The following is a 22,717-nucleotide window of genomic DNA, read 5'->3' as shown; positions in this document are numbered from 1 at the left end:
CCTGAAACTTAGTGACGCAAGTACACGTCACCCACCGACGCGTCGGGTTGACGGCTGCCGGACGCGAAAGATTGCGCGACCACGCCGCCGTACGAATCATTGACCAGGCCGAGCGCCTCGTTGCGTTCCGTTGCAACCGTTTGCGCGCTTTGGCCTCGTTGCGATGCCGGCGCCCCGACGGACGCACGATAAGAAGGCGCGGGCCCGTAGCCGCTCGCAAACGCAGGCGCAGCGATGGAGCTAACGGTTGCGACGAGCAACGCCGCAAGAAGTTTGCTTCTCATGATGAATCTCCAATCCGGTTCTAAGAGCGTCGCAAGTCGGAGGAGACGCGCGCCGCTGACAGGATGGAGTTTAGGTGGGATCTATCTTTTTTCTATGCCGATAGTTTGAAATCAGAATTGCTACGAGCCGAACAATGTGGCCAGAAGGTGCGGTCATGCTCACCCGGTCAGTCTATGCTTCGCATCGCTCATCGCCCCTCAACACTTCGGCTCTGACTTCAGCGCGTCCGCACCGGCGTCGTCTGAGCGTTGTCAGTGCGGAGGTAGTCTTCGGACAACTTCAGCGGGAATGACGCCATAGGCGGCTGGCGCATGGCGACACGCCGCGTCATTTTTATGCCGCTCATTGCCGATGCTTCGTATTGATCTAAACCAGCGCAGTCGCCTCGACCTCGATCTTGAAACCGTAATGCAGTTGAGGAACCGGCACGACGGCGCGCGCCGGCCGAGCGTCGCCCGCCCACCGCGCGTAGATCTGATTGAAGCTCATCCAGTGCTCGACATCGACAATGTAGACGCGCACCTGCACCAGCTGCGCGATGCTACTGCCCACGCTCTCGAGAGCAGCGCGCACGTTGGTCAACACCTGTTCGGCCTGATCCTCGAACGAAGCCTCGGAGAGCTTGTCGCCTTGCGCGGTGATCGGCAACTGTCCCGAGACGAACACAAACCCATTCGCGATCGCGACGTGGCTGTAATGACCACCCGGATTGGACAGCGTGCCGGGATTTTCTGTGCGCGGAAGATGCAAGTCGTGCTGACTACCAGCCATGAAAACCACTCCAGATGTGACGGCGCGTGAAGCCGCACGCGGCTCGTTCGCGCGCCAAGCATTCCGCTTCGCAGAGACGATGAAGCGATCGCGCCAGAGATCATGCAACGCCAGGCGCTGCCCGTTCAGGCACAGCGTCTCACACGATTATCACGCTCTAACTGACGAGCCGCTCGACCGCGTGCCTCACACGCCAAGCATTTCGAGCTTCTCGCGCGCATCCGCGCAACGGCGATTCAGGTCGCGATGCATCAACTGACTGTCGAGCAGCGCCGATACGTCAGACAACCCGTAATCAAAGCGCAAGACGTATTCGATGTCCGTGTAATCGTGATAAGCGCCGCTGTCTGCCAGCTTCTGCGCTTCAGCGAAAGCGGCGTGTTGCCGTTCGCCGTTCATCAAATCTCTGATCGCCATGATTGCCGCTCCGAGGAACAGTGGCTCCATCATAGCAATGCAAATTGACACGCACGGTCGCGCGCACACAACACCTGGTGTTTTCCGTAGACGCCGTGCGGCTCGCGCGCCATCGCACCTTAAACGGCAGCGACCGGCGCCTTGGCTCCATGCCACCTGACGACCAGAATCCGGCCGAGATAACAGAGCAGACCCGCTACCCCTACCGTGACGCCCATACCTTTGGGCGAGCCGTCCTGCCAGAGTCCGACCGCGAGGCTCGACAACGCGCCGAGCGCCAATTGCACGGCGCCGAACACGGCGGCCGCCGCGCCGGCATTCAACGGATAGCGATGCATCAGATCGGTCGTGCAGTTCGCCGACAGAAGACCGACCACGCCGACCACGAAGAACAGGCCGAACACGATCGACCACAGACCGCCCCAACCAGTCAGCGATACGAGACAGACGAACAGCGAGGCAATGCAACTCACGGTGGCGGCGAAAGAGATGATCGGCAGCGAACCGAGCCGGCCGACGAGGCGCGTATTCATGAAGTTGCCGAACATGATGCCGACGATATTCAGCGCGAACAAAAACCCGTAGTGCTGCGCCGAAACATGAAAATACTCGATGTACACGAACGGCGTCGCCGTGATGTAGGCGAACATCGACGCGAACGCCATGCCGCCGCACAGCATGTGCCCCCACGCAACCGGATCGCGCAATAGCTTGCCGTACGCGCCGAACGATTTCAGCAGCGCGGACTGCGCGCGCTTCTCGCGCGGCCACGTTTCCGGCACCTTGAGAAACGCGGTGAACGCGCACACGGTGCCGAACAGCGTCAGCACGATGAACACGACACGCCAGCCGCCGATCAGCAACAACTGCCCGCCGATCAGCGGCGCAAGCAGCGGCCCGATCGATGTGACGATGGCGAGCATCGACAACACGCGGGCGGCATCGGTCGGTCCGTGGGCGTCGCGTGCAATGGCCCGCGCCAGCACCGAAGCCGCGCCCGCGCCCAGCGCCTGCACGAAGCGGAACATCACCAGCGAGCCGATCGAGAACGACAACGCGCACGCCACGCTGGCAAGCGCATACATGACGATGCCGCCGAGCAGCACCGGCCGGCGCCCATACGTATCCGACAGCGGACCATAGAGCAGCATGCCGATCGAAAAGCCGAACATGAAGCTGGTGAGCGTGGTCTGCGCGGCGCCGGTGCTGATGACGAAAGCCTGCGCGATGGTCGGCAGGCTCGGCAGATACATATCGATCGAAATCGGCCCGCACGCGGCGAGCGCACCGAGCAACAGAATCAGCCGGCCATCGGGCCGGCTTCTGGTGGCGTGAGACATGGGAATCCAGATGAAGCGCCGCGCCGCCATCGGCAGCGGACCGGGTGAAACGGGGAAAGCAGCAGCTCGATCGCCTCGATTGTACTCGACGGTTATCCGGCTGGCAGGCTTGGGCCGTGATTGCGAGGCTGGTCGCGACGATGCCCGCACAGGCATCGACGACGCACGGCGAGCGCACCGCCTATCGGTTAAGCTGCCGCCTTAGCGTTTGCGGCAACGCGCCACGTGTTCGCGGCGCCCTTCCCCCCTATTTCCGTCTCAATTCCGCGATGACCGCCTTCCTGCTGATCTGGAGCCCCAAGAAATGGCCCTGGCCCGAGTTGCCCGACGTAGCCAAACGCGTCGCCACCGGCGTCGCGGTGGCTGATGTTTGGGGCTGCGGATTTGCGCGCGGCATCTTGCCGGGCGACCGGGTCTTCCTGCATCGTGTCGCGCAGGAACCCAAGGGCATCTTCGGCTCCGGTTATGTGACGCGTGCACCGTACGAGGTTCCGGATGCCGCGACGAAGCGAGGCTATCGTTTGTGCATCGACTTCGTATACGACTGGCTCGTCGACGCCCACGAAGGCGTGGTGATCTCGCGCGAGATGTTGCGCACGCATCCTTTCTCCGTGCAGACGTGGGACGCGCAGAGTTCCGGAACCGTGATCAAGCCGATCGCCGAAGGCGCACTGGAAAAGCGCTGGGCGGAGCTCACCGGCAAGCGCAAACCGCCGCCGCTCGATACGCCTGCGGGCCCGCCCCGTTCGAGCAAGGTCACGGCTCACGCGGCGGCGAAAAAACGCGCAGCCACGAAAAGCACGCACAAAAGCTGAGAGAGCGCACGCCCCGCAGGCATGCGAGGAAAACCTCTTCACGCTGACTCCGGTACAATTTCTCCACTTATCCCGGCGCCGCGCGACCCGCCAACAGGCGATCTGCGCCGCTGCGCCACCCCAATTCCAGTTAAACGCCATGTCCAGAAACGAAACCCTCTTCGAACGCGCGCAACGCACCATTCCCGGCGGCGTGAATTCGCCGGTCCGCGCCTTCCGCTCGGTCGGCGGCACGCCGCGCTTCATCGAGCGCGCGCAGGGCCCCTACTTCTGGGACGCGGACGGTCAGCGTTATATCGACTACATCGGCTCGTGGGGCCCGATGATCCTCGGCCACGTTCATCCGGAAGTTCTCGAAGCCGTGCAGCGCGTGCTGGGCAAGGGCTTCTCGTTCGGCGCGCCGACCGAATCGGAAGTGGAAATCGCCGAAGAAATCTGCAAACTGGTGCCCTCCATCGAACAGGTGCGCATGGTGTCGAGCGGCACCGAAGCGACCATGAGCGCGCTGCGTCTGGCTCGCGGCTTCACGAACCGCAGCCGTATCGTCAAGTTCGAAGGCTGTTATCACGGCCATGCGGACAGCCTGCTCGTGAAGGCCGGTTCGGGCCTGCTGACTTTCGGCAATCCGACCTCGGCGGGCGTGCCGGTGGATATCGCCAAACACACCACGGTGCTCGAATACAACAACGTCGCTGAACTCGAGGAAGCGTTCAAGGCGTTCGGCAACGAGATCGCCTCGGTGATCGTCGAACCGGTGGCCGGCAACATGAATCTCGTGCGCGCCACGCCCGAGTTCCTGCAAGCGCTGCGCCGCCTGTGCAGCGAGTACGGCTCGGTACTGATTTTCGACGAAGTGATGTGCGGCTTCCGCGTCGCCCTGGGTGGCGCGCAAGAGGTTTATGGCATCACGCCGGATCTGACCTGTCTCGGCAAAGTGATCGGCGGCGGCATGCCGGCCGCGGCCTTCGGCGGCCGGCGCGACATCATGGCGCACCTCGCGCCGCTCGGCGGCGTCTACCAGGCGGGCACGCTCTCGGGTAACCCGATTGCGGTGGCGGCCGGCCTGAAAACGCTGCAACTGATCCAGGCGCCCGGCTTCTACGACACGCTCGCCGCGCGCACCACCCGCCTCGTGCAAGGTCTCGCGAATGTCGCGCGTGAAGCCAGGGTGCCGTTCGCGGCCGATTCGCTCGGCGGCATGTTCGGCCTCTATTTCACCGAGTCGATCCCGACGAGCTTCGCCGAAGTCACGCAGAGCGACGTGCCGCGGTTCAATGCGTTCTTCCACAAGATGCTGGATGCCGGCGTGTACTTCGCGCCGTCGGCCTATGAAGCGGGCTTCGTTTCGATCGTGCACGACGACGCGATCGTCGACGCGACGATCGCCGCCGCGCGGGGCGCATTCGCCTCGCTCGTGGCCTGAAGCCGGCGAGACGACGCAGCGTCGAGACTGAAGCTCATGACAGCCTAGCCACCGTACCCGACCACACCCGATGTTTTCGCAAACCGATTTCGTCCATATGGAGCGCGCGCTCGCGTTGGCAAAGCGCGGCATGTACACCACCGACCCCAATCCCCGGGTTGGCTGCGTGCTCGTCAAGAACGGCGAGGTGATCGGCGAAGGCTTCACTCAACCGGCCGGTCAGGATCACGCCGAGATCCGCGCATTGAAGGATGCGCGCTCGCGCGGCCATGATCTGCGCGGCGCCACCGCCTACGTGACCCTGGAGCCGTGCAGCCACTTCGGCCGCACGCCGCCGTGCGTCAACGCGCTCATCGAAGCGCAGGTCGCGCGCGTGGTCGCGGCGATGGAAGACCCGAACCCGCTGGTATCGGGACGCGGCCTCGCCATCTTGCGCGACGCCGGCATCGAAGTGCGCTGCGGACTGCTCGCCAGCGAAGCGCACGAACTCAATATCGGTTTCGTCTCGCGTATGACGCGCGGCCGTCCGTGGGTACGCATGAAGGTCGCGGCCTCGCTGGATGGGCGCACCGGCTTGCCTTCCGGCGTCAGCCAATGGATTACGGGCGAAGCGGCACGCGCCGACGGGCACGCCTGGCGTGCCCGCGCGTCGGCGATCCTGACCGGCATCGGCACGGTCAGGGAAGACGATCCGCGCATGACGGTGCGCGCCGTCGACACGCCCCGCCAGCCGCAGCGCGTACTGATCGACAGCCAGCTCGACGTGCCGCCGCAGGCGCAGATTCTGGCCGGTCCGCCCACGCTGATCTTCTGCGGCAACCTCGATCAGCGCCATACCGATCGCGCCGACGCGTTGCGCGCGCGCGGCGCCGAGATCGTTCAACTGGCGAATCCGGCCGGCAAGGTCGATCTGCCCGCGGTGCTGAAAGTGCTCGGCGAGCGCAATGTGAACGAACTGCATGTCGAGGCGGGCTACAAGCTGAACGGCTCGCTGCTGCGCGAAGGCTGCGTCGACGAACTGCTCGTTTATCTCGCGCCGAGCCTGCTCGGGATGGATTCGATGAGCATGTTCAGTCTGGGCGCGCCAGAAACGCTCGAGGGCCGCGTCAAGCTGAACTTTCACGCGGTCGACCGGATCGGCGACGATCTGCGGATTCTCGCGCGCCTCGTGGCCGGGCCCGCGCCCGCAGCCGCACCCGAGCCCGGTGGCGATCCCGCGTCCCAACCCGTTTCGAAATGATCAAGGATTAGCACGATGTTCACAGGAATCGTCGCGGCCGTGGGCCGCATTGAATCAGTCAAGCCGCTCGGCACGGACGGCGACGCGGGCGTGCGCCTGAACGTCGAAGCCGGCGGCCTCGATCTCGGCGACGTGCAGCTCGGCGACAGCATCACGATCCAGGGCGCCTGCATGACCGTGGTCGCCAAGACCGACCATTCGTTCGAAGTCGACGTGTCGCGCGAAAGCCTGAACTGCACGGCGGGCCTCGGCGAGACCGGCGAAGTCAATCTCGAGAAGGCGCTGCGCGCGCACGACCGGCTCGGCGGCCATATCGTCTCCGGCCACGTGGACGGGCTCGGCACGGTCACGCATTTCGCGCCGGTCGGCGAATCGCACGAACTGCGCGTGCTGGCGCCGCGCGAGATCGGCCGCTATCTGGCGTACAAAGGCTCTATCACTGTCAACGGCGTCAGCTTGACCGTCAACTCGGTTAAAGATCGCGACGACGGCTGCGAATTCTCGATCAACCTGATTCCGCACACGGTCGAAGTGACCGCGCTCAAGCGTTTGCGGGAAGGCACGCAGGTGAATCTGGAGATCGATCTGATCGCGCGCTACGTGGAGCGCATGCTGAACGCGCCCAAATAACAGGCCGCAAGCCCGGCCACGCATGGGCTGGCGGCGGTGCCCCGCCGCTTTCAGCCGGTTCATGCGTCTATCGTTTTCGACGAGCATAGCAACCGCGGACGGCGCATCGCCAGTCGGCCAAACGGCCTATACCGTTCGGCGGAGGCGACTTGGGCCCGCGCGTGGCGTAAAATACGCCCTTTCTTCGAAACTCTCGCCAACATGACGCTCGCCTCCACTCCAGAGATCATCGCCGAACTGAAAGCAGGCCGGATGGTGATCCTCGTCGACGAAGAAGACCGCGAAAACGAGGGCGACCTCGTGATCGCCGCCGAATTCGTCACGCCGGAAGCGATCAATTTCATGGCCCGCTACGGCCGTGGCCTGATCTGCCTGACGCTCACGCAGGAACGCTGCAAGCTGCTGAACCTGCCGCTGATGACCTACCGCAACGGCACCCAGTACGGCACGGCGTTCACGGTCAGTATCGAAGCGGCCGAAGGCGTGACGACCGGCATCTCGGCGGCCGACCGCGCCCGCACGATCGCCACCGCGGTCGCGCCGGACGCCAAGGCCGAGCACATCGTGCAACCGGGCCACGTGTTCCCGATCATGGCGCAGCCCGGCGGCGTGCTGGTGCGCGCCGGCCATACCGAGGCGGGCTGCGACTTCACCGCGCTGGCGGGCCTCACGCCGGCCGCGGTGATCTGTGAAGTCATCAACGACGACGGCACGATGGCGCGCCTGCCCGACCTGCTGGAATTCGCGAAGGAGCACGGTCTGAAGATCGGCACGATCGCGGATCTGATCCACTATCGCAGCCGCACGGAATCGATCGTCGAGCGCATTTGCGAGCGCACCATGCAGACGGCGCACGGCGCGTTTCGCGCGGTGATGTACCTGGATCAGCCGAGCGGCCAGCCGCATATCGCGCTGGTACGCGGCGCGCCGTGCGCGGATCAGGACACGCTGGTGCGCGTGCACGAGCCGCTGTCGGTGCTGGATCTGCTCGAAGTGGGCGAATCCACCCACTCCTGGACGCTGGACGCGGCCATGAAAGAGATCGCCAAGCGCGATTGCGGCGTGATCGTGCTGCTGAACTGCGGCGATTCGAAAGACCATCTGATCGACGTTTTCAAGGCGTTCGACTCGAAGGAAAGAGCCGAGGCGCTCAAACGCCGGCCGGTCGACTTCAAGACGTACGGCATCGGCGCGCAGATTCTGCGCGAACTCGGTGTCGGCAAGATGCAGGTGCTGTCGAACCCGCGCAAGCTGGGCAGCATGTCGGGCTACGGTCTCGAAGTCACGGGCTTCGTACCGATGCCGGGCAGCACCGAGCAGGCTCCGCAACAAGGCTGATCCGACCATTCACGCGCTTGGCGCCCACTCAAAACACTACGGAATTCACATGGAAATCGGACAATACCAACCGAATCTCGACGGCGACGGACTGCGTATCGGCATCGTCCAGGCGCGTTTTAACGAACCCGTTTGCAACGGCCTCGCGGACTCCTGCATCGAAGAACTCGAACGACTTGGCGTGACCGGCGAAGACGTGCTGCTCGTCACGGTGCCGGGCGCGCTGGAAATCCCGCTGGCGCTGCAAAAGCTCGCGGAAAGCGCGCAATTCGACGCACTGATCGCGCTCGGCGCGGTGATTCGCGGCGAAACGTATCACTTCGAGCTGGTCTCGAACGAGAGCGGCGCGGGCATCACGCGTATCGGCCTCGACTTCGGCATTCCGGTCGCCAACGCGGTCCTGACCACCGAAAACGACGAACAGGCAGTTGCACGCATGACCGAAAAGGGTCGTGATGCAGCGCGCGTGGCCGTCGAAATGGCGAATCTCGCCGTCGCGCTCGAGCAACTCGGCGGTGATGACGACGAAGAAGAAGACGAAGAGGAAGAGGCATGAAGAGCGCACGCCGACGCTCCCGCGAACTGGCCACGCAGGGGCTTTACCAGTGGCTGCTGTCGGGCTCGCCCGGCGGTGAAATCGACGCGCAACTGCGCGGTGCGCAAGGCTTCGACAAAGCCGACCACGAGCATCTGGACGCCATCCTGCACGGCGTGATCCGCGATTCGGAATCACTGTCCGCGGCCATCGCCCCGTGTCTGGACCGCCCGATCGAGCAGCTCTCGCCCGTCGAGCGCGCCGTGCTGCTGGTGGCCGCGTTCGAACTGAAGAATCACGTCGATATTCCTTATCGTGTGGTCATCAACGAAGCGGTTGAACTCGCCAAGACATTCGGTGGCGCCGACGGCTACAAGTACGTGAACGGCGTGCTGGACAAGCTCTCGGCCCAACTGCGCGTGGATGAAACGCAGGCGGCTCGCAAGCGTTGAGCGCAAGGCGCATGACTACGGCCTAATCCCTGTCATGCGCCCTACCGAACGCGGCGAAGCGAAACCGCTTGCAAGGACGGCGTGTTGAGCGTGACTACACGCGCGGCACGCCTTCCCGCTTTTGCATCTGAACTGGATTTGATCGTATGAACTCCGTGACCGAACCCCTGGTGCGGCTTGCCGCACGCGTGGATGCCATCCAGCCTTTCTATGTGATGGAACTGGCCAAGGAGGCCGCGCTTCTCGAGCGCGATGGACGCGACATCATTCACATGGGAATCGGTGAACCCGATTTCACCGCGCCCGAGCCGGTCATCGAGGCGGCCGCGAGCGCGCTGCGCCGCGGCGTCACGCAATATACCAACGCGCTTGGCCTGCACGCGCTGCGCGAGGCGATCTCCGCGCATTACGCCGACTTCTACGGTGTCAGCGTGGATCCGGCGCGGATCGTCGTTACCGCCGGCGCATCGGCGGCATTGCTGCTGGCCTGCGCGGCGCTCGTCGATCGCGACGACGAAGTGCTGATGCCCGACCCTTGCTACCCGTGCAACCGTCATTTCGTGATCGCCGCCGAAGGCAAGCCGGTGATGGTGCCAAGCGGTCCGGCGGAGCGTTTCCAGCTGACCGCCGCCGACGTCGAGCGCCTCTGGAACGAGCGCACCCGTGGCGTGCTGCTCGCGTCGCCGTCGAACCCGACCGGCACGTCGATCGAACCGGCTGAACTGGAGCGCATCGTCAAGACCGTGCGGGCACGTGGCGGCTTCACGATCGTCGACGAAATCTACCAGGGGCTGAGCTATGACGCGAAGCCCGTCTCGGCGCTCTCGTTCGGCGACGACGTAGTTACCGTCAATAGCTTCTCGAAGTACTTCAACATGACGGGCTGGCGTCTGGGCTGGCTGGTGGTGCCGCCCGGCATGGTCAGCGCGTTCGAAAAGCTCGCGCAAAACCTGTTCATCTGCGCTTCCGCGCTCGCCCAGCACGCGGCGCTCGCCTGCTTCGAGCCGGACACGATTGCGATCTACGAAGCGCGCCGCCTGGAATTCAAGCGTCGCCGCGACTTCATCGCCCCGGCCCTGCAATCGCTCGGTTTCTCGGTGCCGGTCATGCCAGACGGCGCGTTCTACGTGTACGCCGATTGCCGCACGGTCGCGCATCCCGCGGCCGGTGACAGCGCGGCGCTCACCAAGGCCATGCTGCACGATGCGGGTGTGGTGCTGGTGCCTGGCATGGATTTCGGCACGCATGCGCCGAAGGAGTACATCCGGTTGTCGTACGCCACCGCCTATCCGAAGCTGGAAGAAGCGGTCGAGCGATTGGCGAAGCTCTTCGGCAAGGGCTGAGCGAAACAGCCTGCGCTCAATCGCCAGACGAAAAAAAGGACACGCCTCTCGGTGTGTCCTTTTCTTTTTTGCCGCTCTGGCATCTGACGACTGGCGCCGCCAGCGTTATGCGGCCAACCTCAGGCTCAGGTTCAAGCACCCAGCTCCGAAGCGGATGCCACGTGCTTGGTCGCGTTGGCGCTCGCATCGTCCTGCTCGGACACCGGCGTCTTCGCCGAAGTCGCCGCGCTCAACGGATGGCTACCCTCGAGCGTCACCTGCACGCGCTTGCCATTGTTAGCCGACGCAGTCGAGCTGCTATTGGTCGACGCGGTCAGAACCGGCGCCTGCGGCGCGTTGATCGGCACCTTGCGGCCACGCGCCACGTCGCGCAGACGGCCACGCTCGGCCATCACCTTGGCGCCGTAGCCGCCGTCGTCCTGCGAAGTCGAGCCGACATACAGGCGCAAGCCGCCCGGCAGCGAACCGCCACGCGCGATGCAATCCTTCAGCACCAGTGCGCCCACCTTGATGTTCGCGACCGGCTCAAGCGCGGCGCTCTGCCCGCCGAAATACTGGAACTTGTCCGAGTGCACCTTCGACATGACCTGCATCAGGCCCTGCGCGCCGACGCCACTCTCGGCATACGGGTTGAAACCCGATTCGATCGCCATCACCGACAGCAGCAGCAGCGGATCGAGACCGACTTCGTGGCCGGTGTCGAACGCGGCCTTCACGAGCTCGCTGACGGGCTCCTGAGCGACGCGATAGCGCCGAGCCAGATAGGACGCAACCAGGTCCTGCTCGCGGGTCGAGATCAGCACGCGATCGTCGCGCGCGTCGGCGGACACGCGTTGCGACGGAATCAGCCGCGCCAGCGCGGTGACGCTTTGCATGGTGCGCGGGTCGAGGCCGTTGAGCGCCGCGACGCCCATACCGGTCGAGCCGGTGGCGTCGAATGCGCCGTCGAAGCTGGTGTTGCTGACAGTGAGGCTGGTGGTGCCGTTGCTGCCGGTGGTGCCGTTGCTGCCGGTGGTGCCGGTGGTGCCGTTGCTGCCGTTGCTGCCGGTGGTGCCGTTGCTGCCGGTGGTGCCGTTGCTGCCGGTGTTGCCGTTGCTACCGATGTTGGCACTCCCGACGGCATCGGAACCGTTCGAGCTGGCCGACAGCGAGTCGTCGGAGGACGCGCCACGGGGCGGTCCGAAAGCCGGCAGCGGATTGCCCTGCAGCAGACGTGCAGGCCCGGCTTGCACGGCGGCTGAGATGACCGGCATCAACTTGGCGGCCAGCGTGCCGCGCAGGGCCGGCATCAGCCACAGTGCGACTGTCAGCACGACCGCGATACCGCCGACAATGCTGAACAGGTGATGACTCATTCGCGTCCCGCGACGCAGCACACCGCGCACAACTTGCGCAATACGCTCATCGGGACGCCACGATAACCAGGCGTTCATTCAGATCTCCCATGTTGCATGATCCGCGAACCCCGCCAGATGAACAGGCGGTACAGCACATTCGCAGAGTCAAGACATCGCGTGCTCTGTCTGGTTAGGGCAGCAGCGACGTCGGGAAAACGGCAAATACCGTTTGTGGGGAGCCGTCCTGATAGAGGTCCGCGGCATGTCGAACAACCATGCGGGCGGTGGCTCCCACGCGAAAAACCAGCGTCAGTTGGCGCTGGCGAGGACTTCAGTAAGACCGTCAGATACCGTGCAGGGGTTCGGTAAACGGTGACGCGTTGCGTCTGATGGGACCGGGGGCAGTGGTAAAAAGGTTCACGCCCTGCAACCAATGTGGACGGATTCTATGCAGGGTTTTATAGATCGTCAACACTATAGATGAGCAAATGTATAACTAATTGTAATAATGAACAGTGTTTAAACCGTCCAGAACCGCGCGGCATGCGCCTTTTCGGCGATCTCGACTCCGCCGTCTCGCCGAGGCCGTTTGGCCGATCTACGTGCGCTTGCCAACACAGGTAAAATCGACAATCGTCCTGGCGCCGCGAAACCCTGCCGCGCCCCTCCTTCCCGCCGCTTGCGCGGCAATGAACCGCACCAGATGAAATACAAAGACCTGCGAGATTTCGTCGGCCGTCTCGAGACGATCGGTGAACTGCGCCGCATCTCACAAAACGTCTCACCTGTCCTGGAAATGACCGAGCTGTGCGACCGCGTGCTGCGCGCCGGCGGCCCGGCTCTGCTGTTTGAGAGCAAGGCGCAGCATGGGTTCCCGGTGCTCGGCAACCTGTTCGGCACCCCGCGGCGGGTCGCGCTTGGCATGGGGATCGACGCGCAAGCGGGCGAAGGCGATGGTGCCGCACTCGAGTCGCTGCGCGACGTGGGCCGGCTGCTCTCCGCGTTGAAGGAACCGGAGCCGCCGAAAGGGCTGAAGGACGCCGGCAAACTGTTCTCGCTGGCGAAGGCGGTTTGGGACATGGCGCCCAAAACCGTGAGCGCGCCGCCTTGCCAGGAAATCGTCTGGGAAGGCAACGACGTGGACCTCGCGAAGCTGCCCATTCAGACCTGCTGGCCGGGCGACGCCGGCCCGCTGATTACATGGGGTCTGACCGTGACAAAAGGTCCGAATAAGCCCCGACAAAACTTAGGCATATATCGCCAGCAACTGATCGGGCGCAACAAACTGATCATGCGATGGCTCGCGCATCGCGGCGGCGCGCTCGATTTCCGCGAATTCGCGCTGCAGAATCCCGGCAAGCCGTATCCGGTGGCCGTCGTGCTGGGCGCAGACCCGGCGACCATCCTCGGCGCGGTCACGCCGGTGCCCGACACGCTCTCCGAATACCAGTTCGCCGGCCTGCTGCGCGGCGGTCGCACGGAACTCGCGAAGTGCCTCACGCCGGGCGTCGACGGCTTGCAGGTGCCGGCGCGCGCCGAAATCGTGCTGGAGGGCTTCATCTATCCGCAGGCGGGCACGCCCTCGCCCGCTCCCGCAGGCGCGCCGCCGCGTCCGGTAAAGGGCGCGTCGGCGGCCTACGAGCATGCGCTCGAAGGCCCGTACGGCGACCACACCGGCTACTACAACGAGCAGGAGTGGTTCCCCGTCTTTACGGTCGAGCGCATCACCATGCGGCGCGACGCGATCTATCACTCCACCTACACCGGCAAACCGCCTGACGAGCCCGCCGTACTCGGCGTCGCGCTCAACGAAGTATTCGTGCCGCTGTTGCAGAAGCAGTTCACCGAGATCACGGACTTCTATTTGCCGCCCGAAGGCTGCAGCTACCGCATGGCCATCGTGCAGATGAAGAAGAGCTATCCCGGTCACGCCAAACGCGTGATGTTCGGGGTATGGAGCTTCCTGCGGCAGTTCATGTACACGAAGTTCATTGTCGTGGTCGACGAGGACGTGAATATCCGCGACTGGAAGGAGGTGATCTGGGCGATCACCACACGTATCGATCCGGCGCGCGACACGGTGCTGGTGGATCGCACACCGATCGACTACCTGGATTTCGCCTCGCCTGTCGCCGGACTCGGATCGAAGATGGGTCTCGACGCGACCAACAAATGGCCCGGCGAAACCGATCGCGAATGGGGCCGCCCAATCGTGATGGACGACGCGGTTAAACAGCGCATCGACACCTTGTGGAACGAGTTGGGCCTCTAAGGCAGGCCGTACAACAGGACTGAAATAACGAAACCAACGGAGCAGTTGCGCGGATGCATGCCTTTTCAATGATGTCGGATGGATTTTTTCTGTCGTTGTCGCTGTGTCTGGATATCGGTCTCGTGAACGTCGCCATGATTTCGCTGACGCTCTCACATGGCTTCAAGCCGGGCTTCTGGCTCGGCCTCGGCTCGTGCATCGGCGATCTGATTTATGCGGCGCTCGCGCTCGCGGGCATGGCGGCGTTGCTGCAGTTCGAATCGGTGCGCTGGGTGGTGTGGATCGGCGGCGCGGCGACCCTGCTCTTCCTGACGTGGAAGATGGCGCGTGAAGCAATGTACCCGGCCACGGCGCCGGCGGTGGCCGGCGAGGCGGACGCCCATGCACCGCAGCTGTCCGCGTGGCGCGGGTTTTTGCGCGGCGTCTTGCTAGCGGTGTCGTCGCCGTCGGCGATTCTCTGGTTTGCTGCAGTGGGCGGGGCGCTGATCGCGAAAGCGGGCGCCACGAGCGTGACGAGCGCACCGGTATTTCTCGGCGGCTTCTTTCTCGGCGGTCTGTGCTGGACGATCTTTATCTGCGGACTCGGCAGCCACGGACGCAAACGCGCCGGCACCGGTTTGCTGCGCGCCTGCCACGTGCTGTCGGCGCTACTGTTCGCTTACTTCTCGTATAGCGTGATCGTGAACGGGTATCGCGATCTGATCGTGCAAACCGCGCACGCGGCAAGCTGATGTGAAAACGGCTCGCGGCGTGCGAGCCGTTTTCGATCAGGCGTCACCTGCCAGGTCCGGCGAGCAACCGCGCCCGCCGACGCGAGGTATCAGGCGAGATACTGCGCGAGCTTTTCCAGATCGACGTTGCCGCCGCTGACCAGCACGCCGACACGCTTGCCCCGCACCGGCACGATGCCGTTGAGCACCGCGGCGGCGGCGAGGCAGCCCGTCGGTTCGACCACGATCTTCATGCGCTGCGCGAAAAAGCGCATCGTCTCGATCAACTGGGCGTCGCTGACCGTTTCGATCTGCGCGACCAGCTTCCGGATGATCGCAAACGTGTAGTCGCCCAGATGCGTGGAGGCGGCGCCGTCGGCAATCGTGCGCGGCGTGTCGATATGCACGATCTCGCCTCGCGCCAGCGACTGCTGGCCGTCGTTGCCCGCTTCCGGTTCGATGCCGATCACCGTGCATGCCGGGCTCAACGCAGCTGCGGACAACGCGCTGCCGCCGATCAGTCCGCCGCCGCCGAGGCACACGAACAGCATGTCGAGCGGGCCGGTTTCGTCGATGAGTTCTTTCACCGCCGTGCCCTGGCCGGCGATCACATGCGGATGGTCGTACGGCGGAATCAGCGTCATGCCACGTTCGTCGGCGAGACGCCGGCCGATCTCTTCGCGGTTCTCGGTGTAGCGGTCGTAGGTGATCACCTCTCCGCCGTAGCCCTTGGTCGCCGCGACTTTGGCCGCGGGCGCGTCGTGCGGCATGATGATCGTCGCGCGGATGCCGGCAAGGCGTGCCGACAACGCAATCGCCTGCGCATGGTTGCCCGAGGAATACGTCAGCACTCCGGCTTTGCGTTGCTCCGCGTCGAAATGCGAGATCGCGTTATAGGCGCCGCGAAACTTGAACGCACCCATGCGCTGAAAATTCTCGCACTTGAAGAACACCGACGCGCCGGTTCGTTCGTTGAACGTGCTCGAAGTCAGAACGGGGGTACGGTGGGCGACGCCTTCGAGACGCGCTGCGGCGTCGAGTACGTCGTCGAAAGTGGGAGCGGGAAGCGCTTGCATCGGCGAAACTCTCCAGAGCGGTGGCGAAACAGCCATTCTCCCAGCTTCGACCCGGCTTTGGAACGTTGCGCGCGAAACGAAAACACAAACGGCGTAACACGGCAATCAAGCCGGCGTTACGCCGTCAATACAGCCCTGTTCAGCTGCGCGCGATCAGCGGCGATAGTAGCCGTGACCGTAATAACCGCGGTAATAGCCGTGGTGATAATAAGGACGGCCGTAGCCGCCGTAATAACCACCCACTACGACTGCCGGCGGCGGCGCATAAACAACCGGCGGCGGCGCATAGACCGGCGCAGGCGCGTAATAGACCGGCGGCGGAGCAGCATAAACCGGATAAGCCGGCGCAATCGGAACGCCAATGCCGATACCGACGGAAACGTGCGCCTCAGCGGCGCCGGCGAGTCCCAGGCCGAGTGCTGCGGCAACCACAAACGGAACGATCTTTTTCACTTTTATTCTCCTGGCGCGCCCTACCGGGGAATCGCCGACTTCGCATGCCTCGCATGCCACGAAATCAATGTATCGAAAAAGATCAGGTGTCGCTGTTCGCATTTGTTGCAAATTGCAATGCGGTACAAGGCCTCGTAATTTCCCCTGAGACAGTGCGTCGCGGACGAGCTTCGCAAAGCGCTGAAAACTCAGCGTTTGCACCGGATGGACAGGTCGCCGTCCGTCGCGGCGACTCCGTGACGGTGCACGTCATTGGCTTGCCAGTAATCTTTGATTACAAATTAGCCTCAGCTCCGTTTGCGTCAATTGAGCCCTGGAAATGAAAAATGCCCGGCTATTGGACCGGGCACTCCTTACCGTCGAAGGGCGTTTTTTCAGCCGACCTTCACATAGGCAAATTCGCGGGACACGCTAGGTGGGACATAAGCACCGCTAATCCGCACGCGCGGCGTCAGGCGCTTTTTCTGGTCCCACCAGCGACGGCGCTGTGCATGTGTCAGGAACCGCAAGTGCTTTCGGTAAGAAAAAATATTCATCGTGAACCTCCCGAATCTGACTGCGAGACGAAATACCCAGAACAGCAACTGCCAAACCGTCTAACCATGCAAGTGCAGCAATTGTGAGCAGTTTTCAAGCCCGTGGGGCGCACGGCGCCGGATGACAGGCGGAACGCGCCATATCGCGGACGCACTGATCAGACCAAAACCGCCGCCACGCTGCGCCGCAGGCGTGAAGGATGCGCGATACTTCAGCTTTCCCGGTCAAATCTTCCGTCTGGAGCAGCCACCCATGTCCCAGTCCTCTCTGCCGCGACTCGGTTTCGTCGGCGCGGGCCGGCTCGCGCGCTGTCTTGCGCTGAGCTTTTCGCGGGCCGGTTACCCGGTCACGGCCGTAGCCAGCCGCTCGGCGGCTTCGGCCAGCCGGCTCGCCAGTCAGATCGAGCATTGCGCGGCACTCGAGAACCCTCAACAGGTGGTCGACGCCGCCGATATCGTCTTTTTAGCCGTTCCCGACGACAGCATCGGTACGTCAGCGCACACACTCCGGTACGACGCGGACGGGGCGGTTGGCCCGCACGGCAAGGCGCTCGTGCATTGCAGCGGCGCCTCGCCGATCGAATTGCTCGCCCCGGCCCGCGACCAGGGCGCCTCGGTCGGCGGCTTTCATCCACTCTACCTGTTTAGCGGCGAGCTCGCCGATCTCGAGCGCATTGCCGGCTGCTCGGTGACGATCGAAGCCGAGGGCGCGCTCAAAGACGCGCTGACGGCGCTGGCCGTCGCGCTACGCTGCCATCCGCTGTCGATTCCGCCGGGCGGCCGAATGCTCTATCATGCCGCCGCGCACTACGCCGCCAGCTTCGCGCTGTGCAGCCTCGCGGAGTGCGTCGCGCTGTGGCGCACCTTGGGCTTTGCCGAGGACGACGCGCTGCGCGCCCTGCTGCCGATGCTCTCCGGCACCATCGAAACCGCGCGCGACAAGGGCCTGCCCAATGCGCTCGCCGGCCCGGTATCGCGAGGCGACACGGGCGTCGTGCAGAAGCAGTTGGCGCTGCTGGAAGGCCTCGGGGGCGACCATGCGGCCCTCTACGGATTGCTCACGCGGCGCGCGGTGGGACTGGCCGAGCGCCGCGCCACGCCGCCCACCGCGATCGACGCGATCTCCGGGGCCGTGGAAGAATCGCTCAGCCGGTCGCTGAATCAGGCCGCGGCAGGTGCAAGCGTCAAGTAAGCCGTGATAATGTGACGTCCGGCGCCGCGCGCAATCCGCCAGCGCCGCGCATCGGGACCAACAGACGAGAACGCACAATGATCAAGGTCAGCATCCTCTATCCGTATCGGGAAAACGGCCACTTCGACGTGGACTATTACTGCGTCACGCATATGCCGCTCGCGGCGAGGCTGTTCGGGCCGTCCCTGAAGGGCTGGTCGGTCGACGTCGGGATCAACGCCGGGCCGCCCGGAACGCCACCGCCGTACGTCGCCGCGGGCCACTTCCTGTTCGACAGCGCGGACGACTTCTACAAAGTCTTCAAAGCGGCCTCCGAGCAACTGATGGCCGACATCCCCAACTACACCGACGGCGGCAATGGCACGATTCTGATCAGCGAGCTCAAGATTTCCGTGTGATGCCCAGCGGAAGCGGGACGAATGACGGCCTCTAATGGCGGTCAGCGTCGTCGAACGTGAACCTGCGAGCCGCCCAGCATCGCAGCACAGCCTGGCCGCTAGAGACGACGTATCACGCGCCCTACCGCGGAAGGGCGCGGGCAAACCAGATCAAACCGCCGGCGCGCCGATCGGACAGCGCCGGCGCCCTGCGGCCGATCGGCGGCCGTCATACGAAGGATAAGGACACGAGATGTTTGGCGATATCGCCCGTTTTCTGCTCAATACCGTCTTCACGCTGTTCGGCGCCGCACTGCTGTTGCGCGCATGGCTGCAGGTCGTGCGCATGCCGCCCTACAACCCCGTCACGAACGCGGTGCTGCAAGCCACCAACTGGATCGTGCTGCCGTTGCGGCATATCCTGCCTAGCACGCGCAAGATCGACTGGGCGAGCCTCGTCGCGGCCCTGCTTGCGGCCATCGTGTATGTGGTGCTGATGGTGGTCCTGACCGGCGCCGATCCGCTCACGCTGTTGCCGACGCTGCTGATCGTCGCGGTGCTGACGCTGATCAAGTGGGCACTGAATCTGATCATCTGGATGACGATCCTGATGGCGCTGCTGTCGTGGCTCAATCCACGTTCGCCGGCCATGCCGATTCTGTACCAGTTGACGGCGCCGTTTCTGAATCCGCTGCGCCGCGTGGTGCCGCAACTCGGCGGCATCGACCTCTCGCCGATCCTGCTGTTCGTGATCGTGCAGGTGCTGCTGATGGTGGTCACCCGCGCGGCGGTTCAGCTGACTTACTTCGTGATCTAAAGCCACCGGTTGCAAGCTCGATTCAGCCGCCGCCTGCCTGGAAAGGCGGCGGCGGCTTCGCTTCATGCTCCGCTTATTGCTTCGTCAACTGACCGTAGGCGACCGTCGTGTTGGTCACGGTCTTGATCATGAAGAAAATCGTGCGGACGTACAGGTTGCTCCCCGTGATCGGCAGGAACGTAATCGCCGCATTGCCGGTGTAGGTCGCGCCGGATTTCAGCGTACAGGACGCCGTCGTACCGGTGACGTTCAACGTATAAAGGTTCTTCGCCGACGACGGCGTGGCGAGCAGCAACGTGCCGGACACCGGGCAGTTGCTGAGGGTGCCGCTTAGCGTGCCGTCGCTTGCAATGGTCAACGACGACCCGGTCTGCGCCCACGTGCCCGCGACGCTCGACTGCGTGACAGCCAGCGCATTCGCGGCGTCGTAGTTCCAGGACAGGTTCACCGTGTTGCCGTTCTCGACATAGCTGCCGGTGAACGTCTGGTTGTTGACGAACGAGCCCGAACCGTTGGTGGCCGGATAGTAGAAGTTGGAGATGAACGCCGACCCCGAGCTGAGCGTCCAGTTCGGCGAGGTGGCGGCGATCACGCCGAAGAATTGCGAGATCCCGAAACCGGCCACGGTATTCAGGTAAGAGATATTGCCCTGCGGATCGACGAGCGCCGTGGTCTTGTCGACGCCGAACTGGCTGACCCAAATCCCTTCGACACCGTTGCCCACGGCCGCAGCCGAGCCGCTCTGAGGGCTGGCCAGACTCGGCAACTGTTCACCGTTGAGCGCCGGCGACGAGGCCGGAGCAGGCGCGCTTGCCACAGCCGGCGCGCTTGCCGTAGCAGGCGCACTCGCCACCGACGGTGACGAAGCGCTGCTGGACGAAGGCGTCGCAGCCGAATTACCCCCGTCGCCACCACCGCCGCCACAAGCCGACAGAGCGAGCGAAGCAAGCAGGGATAACGTCAATTTAGCCTTGTTTTTCATATCCATTTTTGTTTTTAGGGGCGAGTGCGCGGTGAATCCGATTCATCGCCTCACGCCGTGAGTAGATTGACCTCGATGTTTGCTATCAGCGCCGTTTCGATAAATCATTCCACCAATCCACTTGACAGAATCAAATCGCGCAAATCGATGTAAGAATTGGAAAGGACGCTAGAGAAGTAAACGGCGCGATTTCAACAAGCTTTAGTATTTGTTTGAATTCTTTAAAAACCGGCGTGGTGATGCCGGTGCAATTTGATGCATAACGAATCAAAATCGATTCGGCTTCGCGCATCCAACCGATTGGCTTGGTATTAATATGCGCTTCGATCTGCATTCAATTGCCGCGAACTGATTGACAATTAACGCGTTTAATCGACGCGTTGCGTGCCGCGCGCGACTCGGGCGCGGCGGATGAGTCCGCGCCGTCCGTAAGGCCACGGGTGATGCGCTGCGAAGCCTTGTCGCAACCGCTCGCACGGGACACGTCTACGGAATACGACCGTCGAGGAACCGGACGGCTTGACGCCCACCATCGGGATGGACTTCGACCCGCCGCAAGGATAACTTCCAAAGCAATAGCCAACATGCCGGCAGAATTTCGCCAGCGACGGGGCGCTGGACACAACACTCACCTCACAAGGGGTTCCGCGACAACCAGACTCTTCGGCGGCCCGTCGTCCTTCGCGTTTGCCAAATCTCGCGAAACGCGCGTAGAATGGCGTGCTCTGCGGGCGTCGTATAATGGTAATACCCTAGCTTCCCAAGCTAGAGCCGTGGGTTCGATTCCCATCGCCCGCTCCAGACACCTTCCGTTAAGCGCCGTGATCCATCCGGCAGCACCGCGAAAGTATCTGCCTCTGCCGCAGTTTCTGCCCATCCCGCCTCAAGAAGCCTTTTCTCCATCACCGCATTCAACAATGGATTCGCTTGCCCAAGCGGCGAGCAGGCGCGGGATTGCAATAGCGGTCGTGTAAGTGCCGAGTACTCCAGCGATTCTTCAACGCAATTTTCAGATAGATGCTGAATTGAACGTGCGGCGCCGCGCGATTGCCATCGCATGACGAAGTGAAATCCGCGGGTTAGCGATGCAAGACTTGTGCTGATGGCTGTCATTTGCCCAGATAATCGTCACTGGAAATAGCTTTCAGAATGATTAAATCAAATGGGCGAGCGACTTCGTCATTTTTTTCGTTATTTAAATGTAATATCGCCGACGGTTCCCTATGCGTCGCCGCCCCCCCCCCGTCTGGACGCCCCCTTTCCGGGTGTGCTACCTTACGCGCACTTGCAACGCCCGCTCCACGTTCCTGCTGATGACTTGAGCAGAATCCAGCACGAGCCGCCTCCATGAAGGCGGCTTTTTTGTCATGGCGGCGGCCCGGCGCTGCGATCCGTAAGCACTGCGCCTGCCGGCCGCGCGTGCGACTCGCGCGTCCTGCCGCGCGAGCCCGGACACGCGCCGTGCAGCACGCCAGGCAAGCCGCGAAGCCCTCACCCTTGTAGCAGCATCGACGATGATCCACGATCCAAACGACGCCGGCCCGCCGGACGAACTCCCGACGCCCACAACCGAAGTCGAAGACCCACTCGCCGGCGAAGCCACACCGCAAGAAGCCTTGCATCGGCGCCGCATCCGCAGTTTTGTCACACGCGCTGGCCGCGTCTCGACCGGCCAGCGCCGCGCCATGGACGAACTCGGCCCGCGCTTCGTGGTGCCCTTCGCACCACAGCAGCCAGACTGGCATAGCGTGTTCGGCCGTGAGGCGCCACGGGTGCTGGAAATCGGCTTCGGCATGGGAGCGACCACGGCGGAAATCGCCTCGCACCGTCCCGACGATGATTTCCTCGGCGTCGAAGTGCACGAACCGGGCGTGGGCGCATTGCTGAAGCTGATGGGCGAACAGAATCTGTCGAACATCCGCATCATTCAGCATGACGCGGTCGAAGTGCTCGAACAGATGATCGCGCCCGACAGCCTGGACGGCGTGCACATCTTTTTCCCGGATCCGTGGCACAAGGCGCGGCACCACAAGCGCCGGCTGATCCAGCCGAAGTTTGTCGCGCTGCTCGTATCGCGTCTGAAGCCGGGCGCCTATCTGCATTGCGCGACCGACTGGCAGAACTACGCTGAACAGATGCTCGAAGTACTGGGCGCCGAAGCGGCGCTGGAGAACACCGCCGACGGCTATGCGCCGCGTCCGGAGTACCGGCCGGTAACGAAATTCGAGCGTCGTGGCCTGCGGCTCGGGCACGGCGTGTGGGATCTGGTGTTCCGCAAACGCGCCGCCGAGTAAGACTGCGCGCAGAGACTCATACAGCGATAAGAAAAAGGTCCGCAAACGCGGACCTTTTTCATGGCGCGGGCACAACTGACGC

24 protein-coding genes and 1 tRNA gene are annotated in these 22,717 nt (G+C 63.5%); 15 read left to right on the top strand and 10 right to left on the bottom strand.

All coding sequences use genetic code 11. The features are described from left to right. Positions 1-8 precede the first annotated feature (8 nt). From CJU94_RS09490 to CJU94_RS09475, 4 genes are all read right to left on the bottom strand, one after another. Complete coding sequence (locus CJU94_RS09490) at positions 9-284, bottom strand: hypothetical protein (protein ID WP_095418471.1); 276 nt, start codon at positions 282-284, stop codon at positions 9-11. A gap of 367 nt (positions 285-651) precedes the next feature. After that, positions 652-1,056, bottom strand: a complete 405-nt coding sequence (locus CJU94_RS09485; RefSeq protein WP_095418470.1) for a RidA family protein — start codon at positions 1,054-1,056, stop codon at positions 652-654. A gap of 186 nt (positions 1,057-1,242) precedes the next feature. Beyond that, positions 1,243-1,473: a hypothetical protein gene (locus CJU94_RS09480; RefSeq protein ID WP_038457419.1), complete on the bottom strand. Its 231-nt coding sequence runs from the start codon at positions 1,471-1,473 to the stop codon at positions 1,243-1,245. A gap of 119 nt (positions 1,474-1,592) precedes the next feature. Next, a complete protein-coding gene (locus CJU94_RS09475) occupies positions 1,593-2,813 on the bottom strand; it encodes a Bcr/CflA family multidrug efflux MFS transporter (RefSeq protein ID WP_095420277.1) in 1,221 nt (406 codons plus the stop codon). Between the two features lie 269 nt (positions 2,814-3,082). On the opposite strand from CJU94_RS09475, the gene CJU94_RS09470 reads away from it, so the two are divergent. From CJU94_RS09470 to CJU94_RS09435, 8 genes are all read left to right on the top strand, one after another. Further along, positions 3,083-3,628: a hypothetical protein gene (locus tag CJU94_RS09470; protein WP_095418469.1), complete on the top strand. Its 546-nt coding sequence runs from the start codon at positions 3,083-3,085 to the stop codon at positions 3,626-3,628. A 139-nt stretch (positions 3,629-3,767) separates the two neighbouring features. Beyond that, positions 3,768-5,051 carry a glutamate-1-semialdehyde 2,1-aminomutase gene (hemL, locus tag CJU94_RS09465; protein ID WP_095418468.1) on the top strand — a complete coding sequence of 428 codons (1,284 nt, stop codon included), beginning with the start codon at positions 3,768-3,770 and terminating at the stop codon, positions 5,049-5,051. A 70-nt stretch (positions 5,052-5,121) separates the two neighbouring features. Next, entirely contained in the window at positions 5,122-6,291 is a 1,170-nt protein-coding gene (gene ribD / locus CJU94_RS09460) for a bifunctional diaminohydroxyphosphoribosylaminopyrimidine deaminase/5-amino-6-(5-phosphoribosylamino)uracil reductase RibD (protein ID WP_095418467.1), read from the top strand. Positions 6,292-6,306: 15 nt separating this feature from the next. Further along, positions 6,307-6,921, top strand: coding sequence for a riboflavin synthase (locus tag CJU94_RS09455; RefSeq protein WP_095418466.1), 615 nt, complete (start codon positions 6,307-6,309; stop codon positions 6,919-6,921). A 201-nt stretch (positions 6,922-7,122) separates the two neighbouring features. Then, positions 7,123-8,259 carry a bifunctional 3,4-dihydroxy-2-butanone-4-phosphate synthase/GTP cyclohydrolase II gene (gene ribBA / locus CJU94_RS09450; RefSeq protein ID WP_095418465.1) on the top strand — a complete coding sequence of 379 codons (1,137 nt, stop codon included), beginning with the start codon at positions 7,123-7,125 and terminating at the stop codon, positions 8,257-8,259. Positions 8,260-8,308: 49 nt separating this feature from the next. Then, positions 8,309-8,815 carry a 6,7-dimethyl-8-ribityllumazine synthase gene (gene ribH, locus CJU94_RS09445; RefSeq protein ID WP_011489560.1) on the top strand — a complete coding sequence of 169 codons (507 nt, stop codon included), beginning with the start codon at positions 8,309-8,311 and terminating at the stop codon, positions 8,813-8,815. Next, positions 8,812-9,246 carry a transcription antitermination factor NusB gene (gene nusB, locus CJU94_RS09440; protein ID WP_095418464.1) on the top strand — a complete coding sequence of 145 codons (435 nt, stop codon included), beginning with the start codon at positions 8,812-8,814 and terminating at the stop codon, positions 9,244-9,246. Before ribH ends, nusB begins: the two co-directional genes overlap by 4 nt. Positions 9,247-9,392: 146 nt before the next feature. Beyond that, a complete protein-coding gene (locus CJU94_RS09435; protein WP_095418463.1) occupies positions 9,393-10,589 on the top strand; it encodes a pyridoxal phosphate-dependent aminotransferase in 1,197 nt (398 codons plus the stop codon). Positions 10,590-10,720: 131 nt separating this feature from the next. Here CJU94_RS09435 and CJU94_RS09430 read toward each other — a convergent pair whose 3' ends face one another. Next, positions 10,721-12,022, bottom strand: a complete 1,302-nt coding sequence (locus CJU94_RS09430) for a lytic transglycosylase domain-containing protein (protein WP_095418462.1) — start codon at positions 12,020-12,022, stop codon at positions 10,721-10,723. 607 nt (positions 12,023-12,629) lie between these two features. Between CJU94_RS09430 and CJU94_RS09425 the strand changes: the two genes are divergently transcribed. Continuing rightward, on the top strand, positions 12,630-14,198 hold the full coding sequence (locus CJU94_RS09425; RefSeq protein WP_095418461.1) for a UbiD family decarboxylase: 1,569 nt from the start codon (positions 12,630-12,632) through the stop codon (positions 14,196-14,198). Between the two features lie 53 nt (positions 14,199-14,251). Next, complete coding sequence (locus CJU94_RS09420; protein WP_095418460.1) at positions 14,252-14,929, top strand: LysE family translocator; 678 nt, start codon at positions 14,252-14,254, stop codon at positions 14,927-14,929. Positions 14,930-15,018: 89 nt separating this feature from the next. Here the strand turns inward: CJU94_RS09420 and CJU94_RS09415 are convergent, their stop codons facing one another. From CJU94_RS09415 to CJU94_RS41360, 3 genes are all read right to left on the bottom strand, one after another. After that, positions 15,019-15,984 (bottom strand): threo-3-hydroxy-L-aspartate ammonia-lyase, encoded by a 966-nt coding sequence (locus CJU94_RS09415; protein ID WP_095418459.1) that lies wholly within the window; start codon positions 15,982-15,984, stop codon positions 15,019-15,021. 153 nt (positions 15,985-16,137) lie between these two features. Beyond that, positions 16,138-16,437, bottom strand: coding sequence for a hypothetical protein (locus CJU94_RS09410; RefSeq protein ID WP_095418458.1), 300 nt, complete (start codon positions 16,435-16,437; stop codon positions 16,138-16,140). 374 nt (positions 16,438-16,811) lie between these two features. Then, a complete protein-coding gene (locus CJU94_RS41360; RefSeq protein ID WP_007180743.1) occupies positions 16,812-16,973 on the bottom strand; it encodes a hypothetical protein in 162 nt (53 codons plus the stop codon). 253 nt (positions 16,974-17,226) lie between these two features. Between CJU94_RS41360 and CJU94_RS09405 the strand changes: the two genes are divergently transcribed. The 3 genes from CJU94_RS09405 to CJU94_RS09395 all read left to right on the top strand — a co-directional run bounded on the left by CJU94_RS09405 (position 17,227) and on the right by CJU94_RS09395 (position 19,359). Beyond that, positions 17,227-18,165, top strand: coding sequence for a Rossmann-like and DUF2520 domain-containing protein (locus CJU94_RS09405; protein ID WP_095418457.1), 939 nt, complete (start codon positions 17,227-17,229; stop codon positions 18,163-18,165). A 77-nt stretch (positions 18,166-18,242) separates the two neighbouring features. Next, complete coding sequence (locus CJU94_RS09400; RefSeq protein WP_095418456.1) at positions 18,243-18,563, top strand: EthD family reductase; 321 nt, start codon at positions 18,243-18,245, stop codon at positions 18,561-18,563. A gap of 232 nt (positions 18,564-18,795) precedes the next feature. Beyond that, positions 18,796-19,359 (top strand): YggT family protein, encoded by a 564-nt coding sequence (locus CJU94_RS09395; RefSeq protein ID WP_091799790.1) that lies wholly within the window; start codon positions 18,796-18,798, stop codon positions 19,357-19,359. A gap of 73 nt (positions 19,360-19,432) precedes the next feature. Here the strand turns inward: CJU94_RS09395 and CJU94_RS09390 are convergent, their stop codons facing one another. Both CJU94_RS09390 and CJU94_RS40800 read right to left on the bottom strand, forming a co-directional pair. Further along, entirely contained in the window at positions 19,433-20,347 is a 915-nt protein-coding gene (locus CJU94_RS09390) for a hypothetical protein (RefSeq protein ID WP_095418455.1), read from the bottom strand. 124 nt (positions 20,348-20,471) lie between these two features. Beyond that, positions 20,472-20,675 carry a hypothetical protein gene (locus CJU94_RS40800; protein WP_157763728.1) on the bottom strand — a complete coding sequence of 68 codons (204 nt, stop codon included), beginning with the start codon at positions 20,673-20,675 and terminating at the stop codon, positions 20,472-20,474. A gap of 393 nt (positions 20,676-21,068) precedes the next feature. Here CJU94_RS40800 and CJU94_RS09385 point away from each other — a divergent pair. Both CJU94_RS09385 and trmB read left to right on the top strand, forming a co-directional pair. Then, positions 21,069-21,142, top strand: a tRNA-Gly gene (locus CJU94_RS09385). A gap of 713 nt (positions 21,143-21,855) precedes the next feature. Then, positions 21,856-22,635 carry a tRNA (guanosine(46)-N7)-methyltransferase TrmB gene (trmB, locus tag CJU94_RS09380; protein ID WP_095418454.1) on the top strand — a complete coding sequence of 260 codons (780 nt, stop codon included), beginning with the start codon at positions 21,856-21,858 and terminating at the stop codon, positions 22,633-22,635. Positions 22,636-22,717 lie beyond the last annotated feature (82 nt).

The organism is Paraburkholderia aromaticivorans, from assembly GCF_002278075.1.
In the GTDB taxonomy this organism is placed as follows: Bacteria; Pseudomonadota; Gammaproteobacteria; order Burkholderiales; family Burkholderiaceae; genus Paraburkholderia; species Paraburkholderia aromaticivorans.
This window is presented reverse-complemented; position numbering and strand designations above follow the sequence as displayed.

What these genes read in the sequence shown, in the direction of transcription:
- CJU94_RS09490 (WP_095418471.1), bottom strand. Translation starts at nt 284, where the DNA reads ATGAGAAGCAAACTTCTTGCGGCGTTGCTCGTCGCAACCGTTAGCTCC.
- CJU94_RS09485 (WP_095418470.1), bottom strand. Translation starts at nt 1,056, where the DNA reads ATGGCTGGTAGTCAGCACGACTTGCATCTTCCGCGCACAGAAAATCCC.
- CJU94_RS09480 (WP_038457419.1), bottom strand. Translation starts at nt 1,473, where the DNA reads ATGGCGATCAGAGATTTGATGAACGGCGAACGGCAACACGCCGCTTTC.
- CJU94_RS09475 (WP_095420277.1), bottom strand. Translation starts at nt 2,813, where the DNA reads ATGTCTCACGCCACCAGAAGCCGGCCCGATGGCCGGCTGATTCTGTTG.
- CJU94_RS09470 (WP_095418469.1), top strand. Translation starts at nt 3,083, where the DNA reads ATGACCGCCTTCCTGCTGATCTGGAGCCCCAAGAAATGGCCCTGGCCC.
- hemL (WP_095418468.1), top strand. Translation starts at nt 3,768, where the DNA reads ATGTCCAGAAACGAAACCCTCTTCGAACGCGCGCAACGCACCATTCCC.
- ribD (WP_095418467.1), top strand. Translation starts at nt 5,122, where the DNA reads ATGTTTTCGCAAACCGATTTCGTCCATATGGAGCGCGCGCTCGCGTTG.
- CJU94_RS09455 (WP_095418466.1), top strand. Translation starts at nt 6,307, where the DNA reads ATGTTCACAGGAATCGTCGCGGCCGTGGGCCGCATTGAATCAGTCAAG.
- ribBA (WP_095418465.1), top strand. Translation starts at nt 7,123, where the DNA reads ATGACGCTCGCCTCCACTCCAGAGATCATCGCCGAACTGAAAGCAGGC.
- ribH (WP_011489560.1), top strand. Translation starts at nt 8,309, where the DNA reads ATGGAAATCGGACAATACCAACCGAATCTCGACGGCGACGGACTGCGT.
- nusB (WP_095418464.1), top strand. Translation starts at nt 8,812, where the DNA reads ATGAAGAGCGCACGCCGACGCTCCCGCGAACTGGCCACGCAGGGGCTT.
- CJU94_RS09435 (WP_095418463.1), top strand. Translation starts at nt 9,393, where the DNA reads ATGAACTCCGTGACCGAACCCCTGGTGCGGCTTGCCGCACGCGTGGAT.
- CJU94_RS09430 (WP_095418462.1), bottom strand. Translation starts at nt 12,022, where the DNA reads ATGAACGCCTGGTTATCGTGGCGTCCCGATGAGCGTATTGCGCAAGTT.
- CJU94_RS09425 (WP_095418461.1), top strand. Translation starts at nt 12,630, where the DNA reads ATGAAATACAAAGACCTGCGAGATTTCGTCGGCCGTCTCGAGACGATC.
- CJU94_RS09420 (WP_095418460.1), top strand. Translation starts at nt 14,252, where the DNA reads ATGCATGCCTTTTCAATGATGTCGGATGGATTTTTTCTGTCGTTGTCG.
- CJU94_RS09415 (WP_095418459.1), bottom strand. Translation starts at nt 15,984, where the DNA reads ATGCAAGCGCTTCCCGCTCCCACTTTCGACGACGTACTCGACGCCGCA.
- CJU94_RS41360 (WP_007180743.1), bottom strand. Translation starts at nt 16,973, where the DNA reads ATGAATATTTTTTCTTACCGAAAGCACTTGCGGTTCCTGACACATGCA.
- CJU94_RS09405 (WP_095418457.1), top strand. Translation starts at nt 17,227, where the DNA reads ATGTCCCAGTCCTCTCTGCCGCGACTCGGTTTCGTCGGCGCGGGCCGG.
- CJU94_RS09400 (WP_095418456.1), top strand. Translation starts at nt 18,243, where the DNA reads ATGATCAAGGTCAGCATCCTCTATCCGTATCGGGAAAACGGCCACTTC.
- CJU94_RS09395 (WP_091799790.1), top strand. Translation starts at nt 18,796, where the DNA reads ATGTTTGGCGATATCGCCCGTTTTCTGCTCAATACCGTCTTCACGCTG.
- CJU94_RS09390 (WP_095418455.1), bottom strand. Translation starts at nt 20,347, where the DNA reads ATGGATATGAAAAACAAGGCTAAATTGACGTTATCCCTGCTTGCTTCG.
- CJU94_RS40800 (WP_157763728.1), bottom strand. Translation starts at nt 20,675, where the DNA reads ATGCAGATCGAAGCGCATATTAATACCAAGCCAATCGGTTGGATGCGC.
- trmB (WP_095418454.1), top strand. Translation starts at nt 21,856, where the DNA reads ATGATCCACGATCCAAACGACGCCGGCCCGCCGGACGAACTCCCGACG.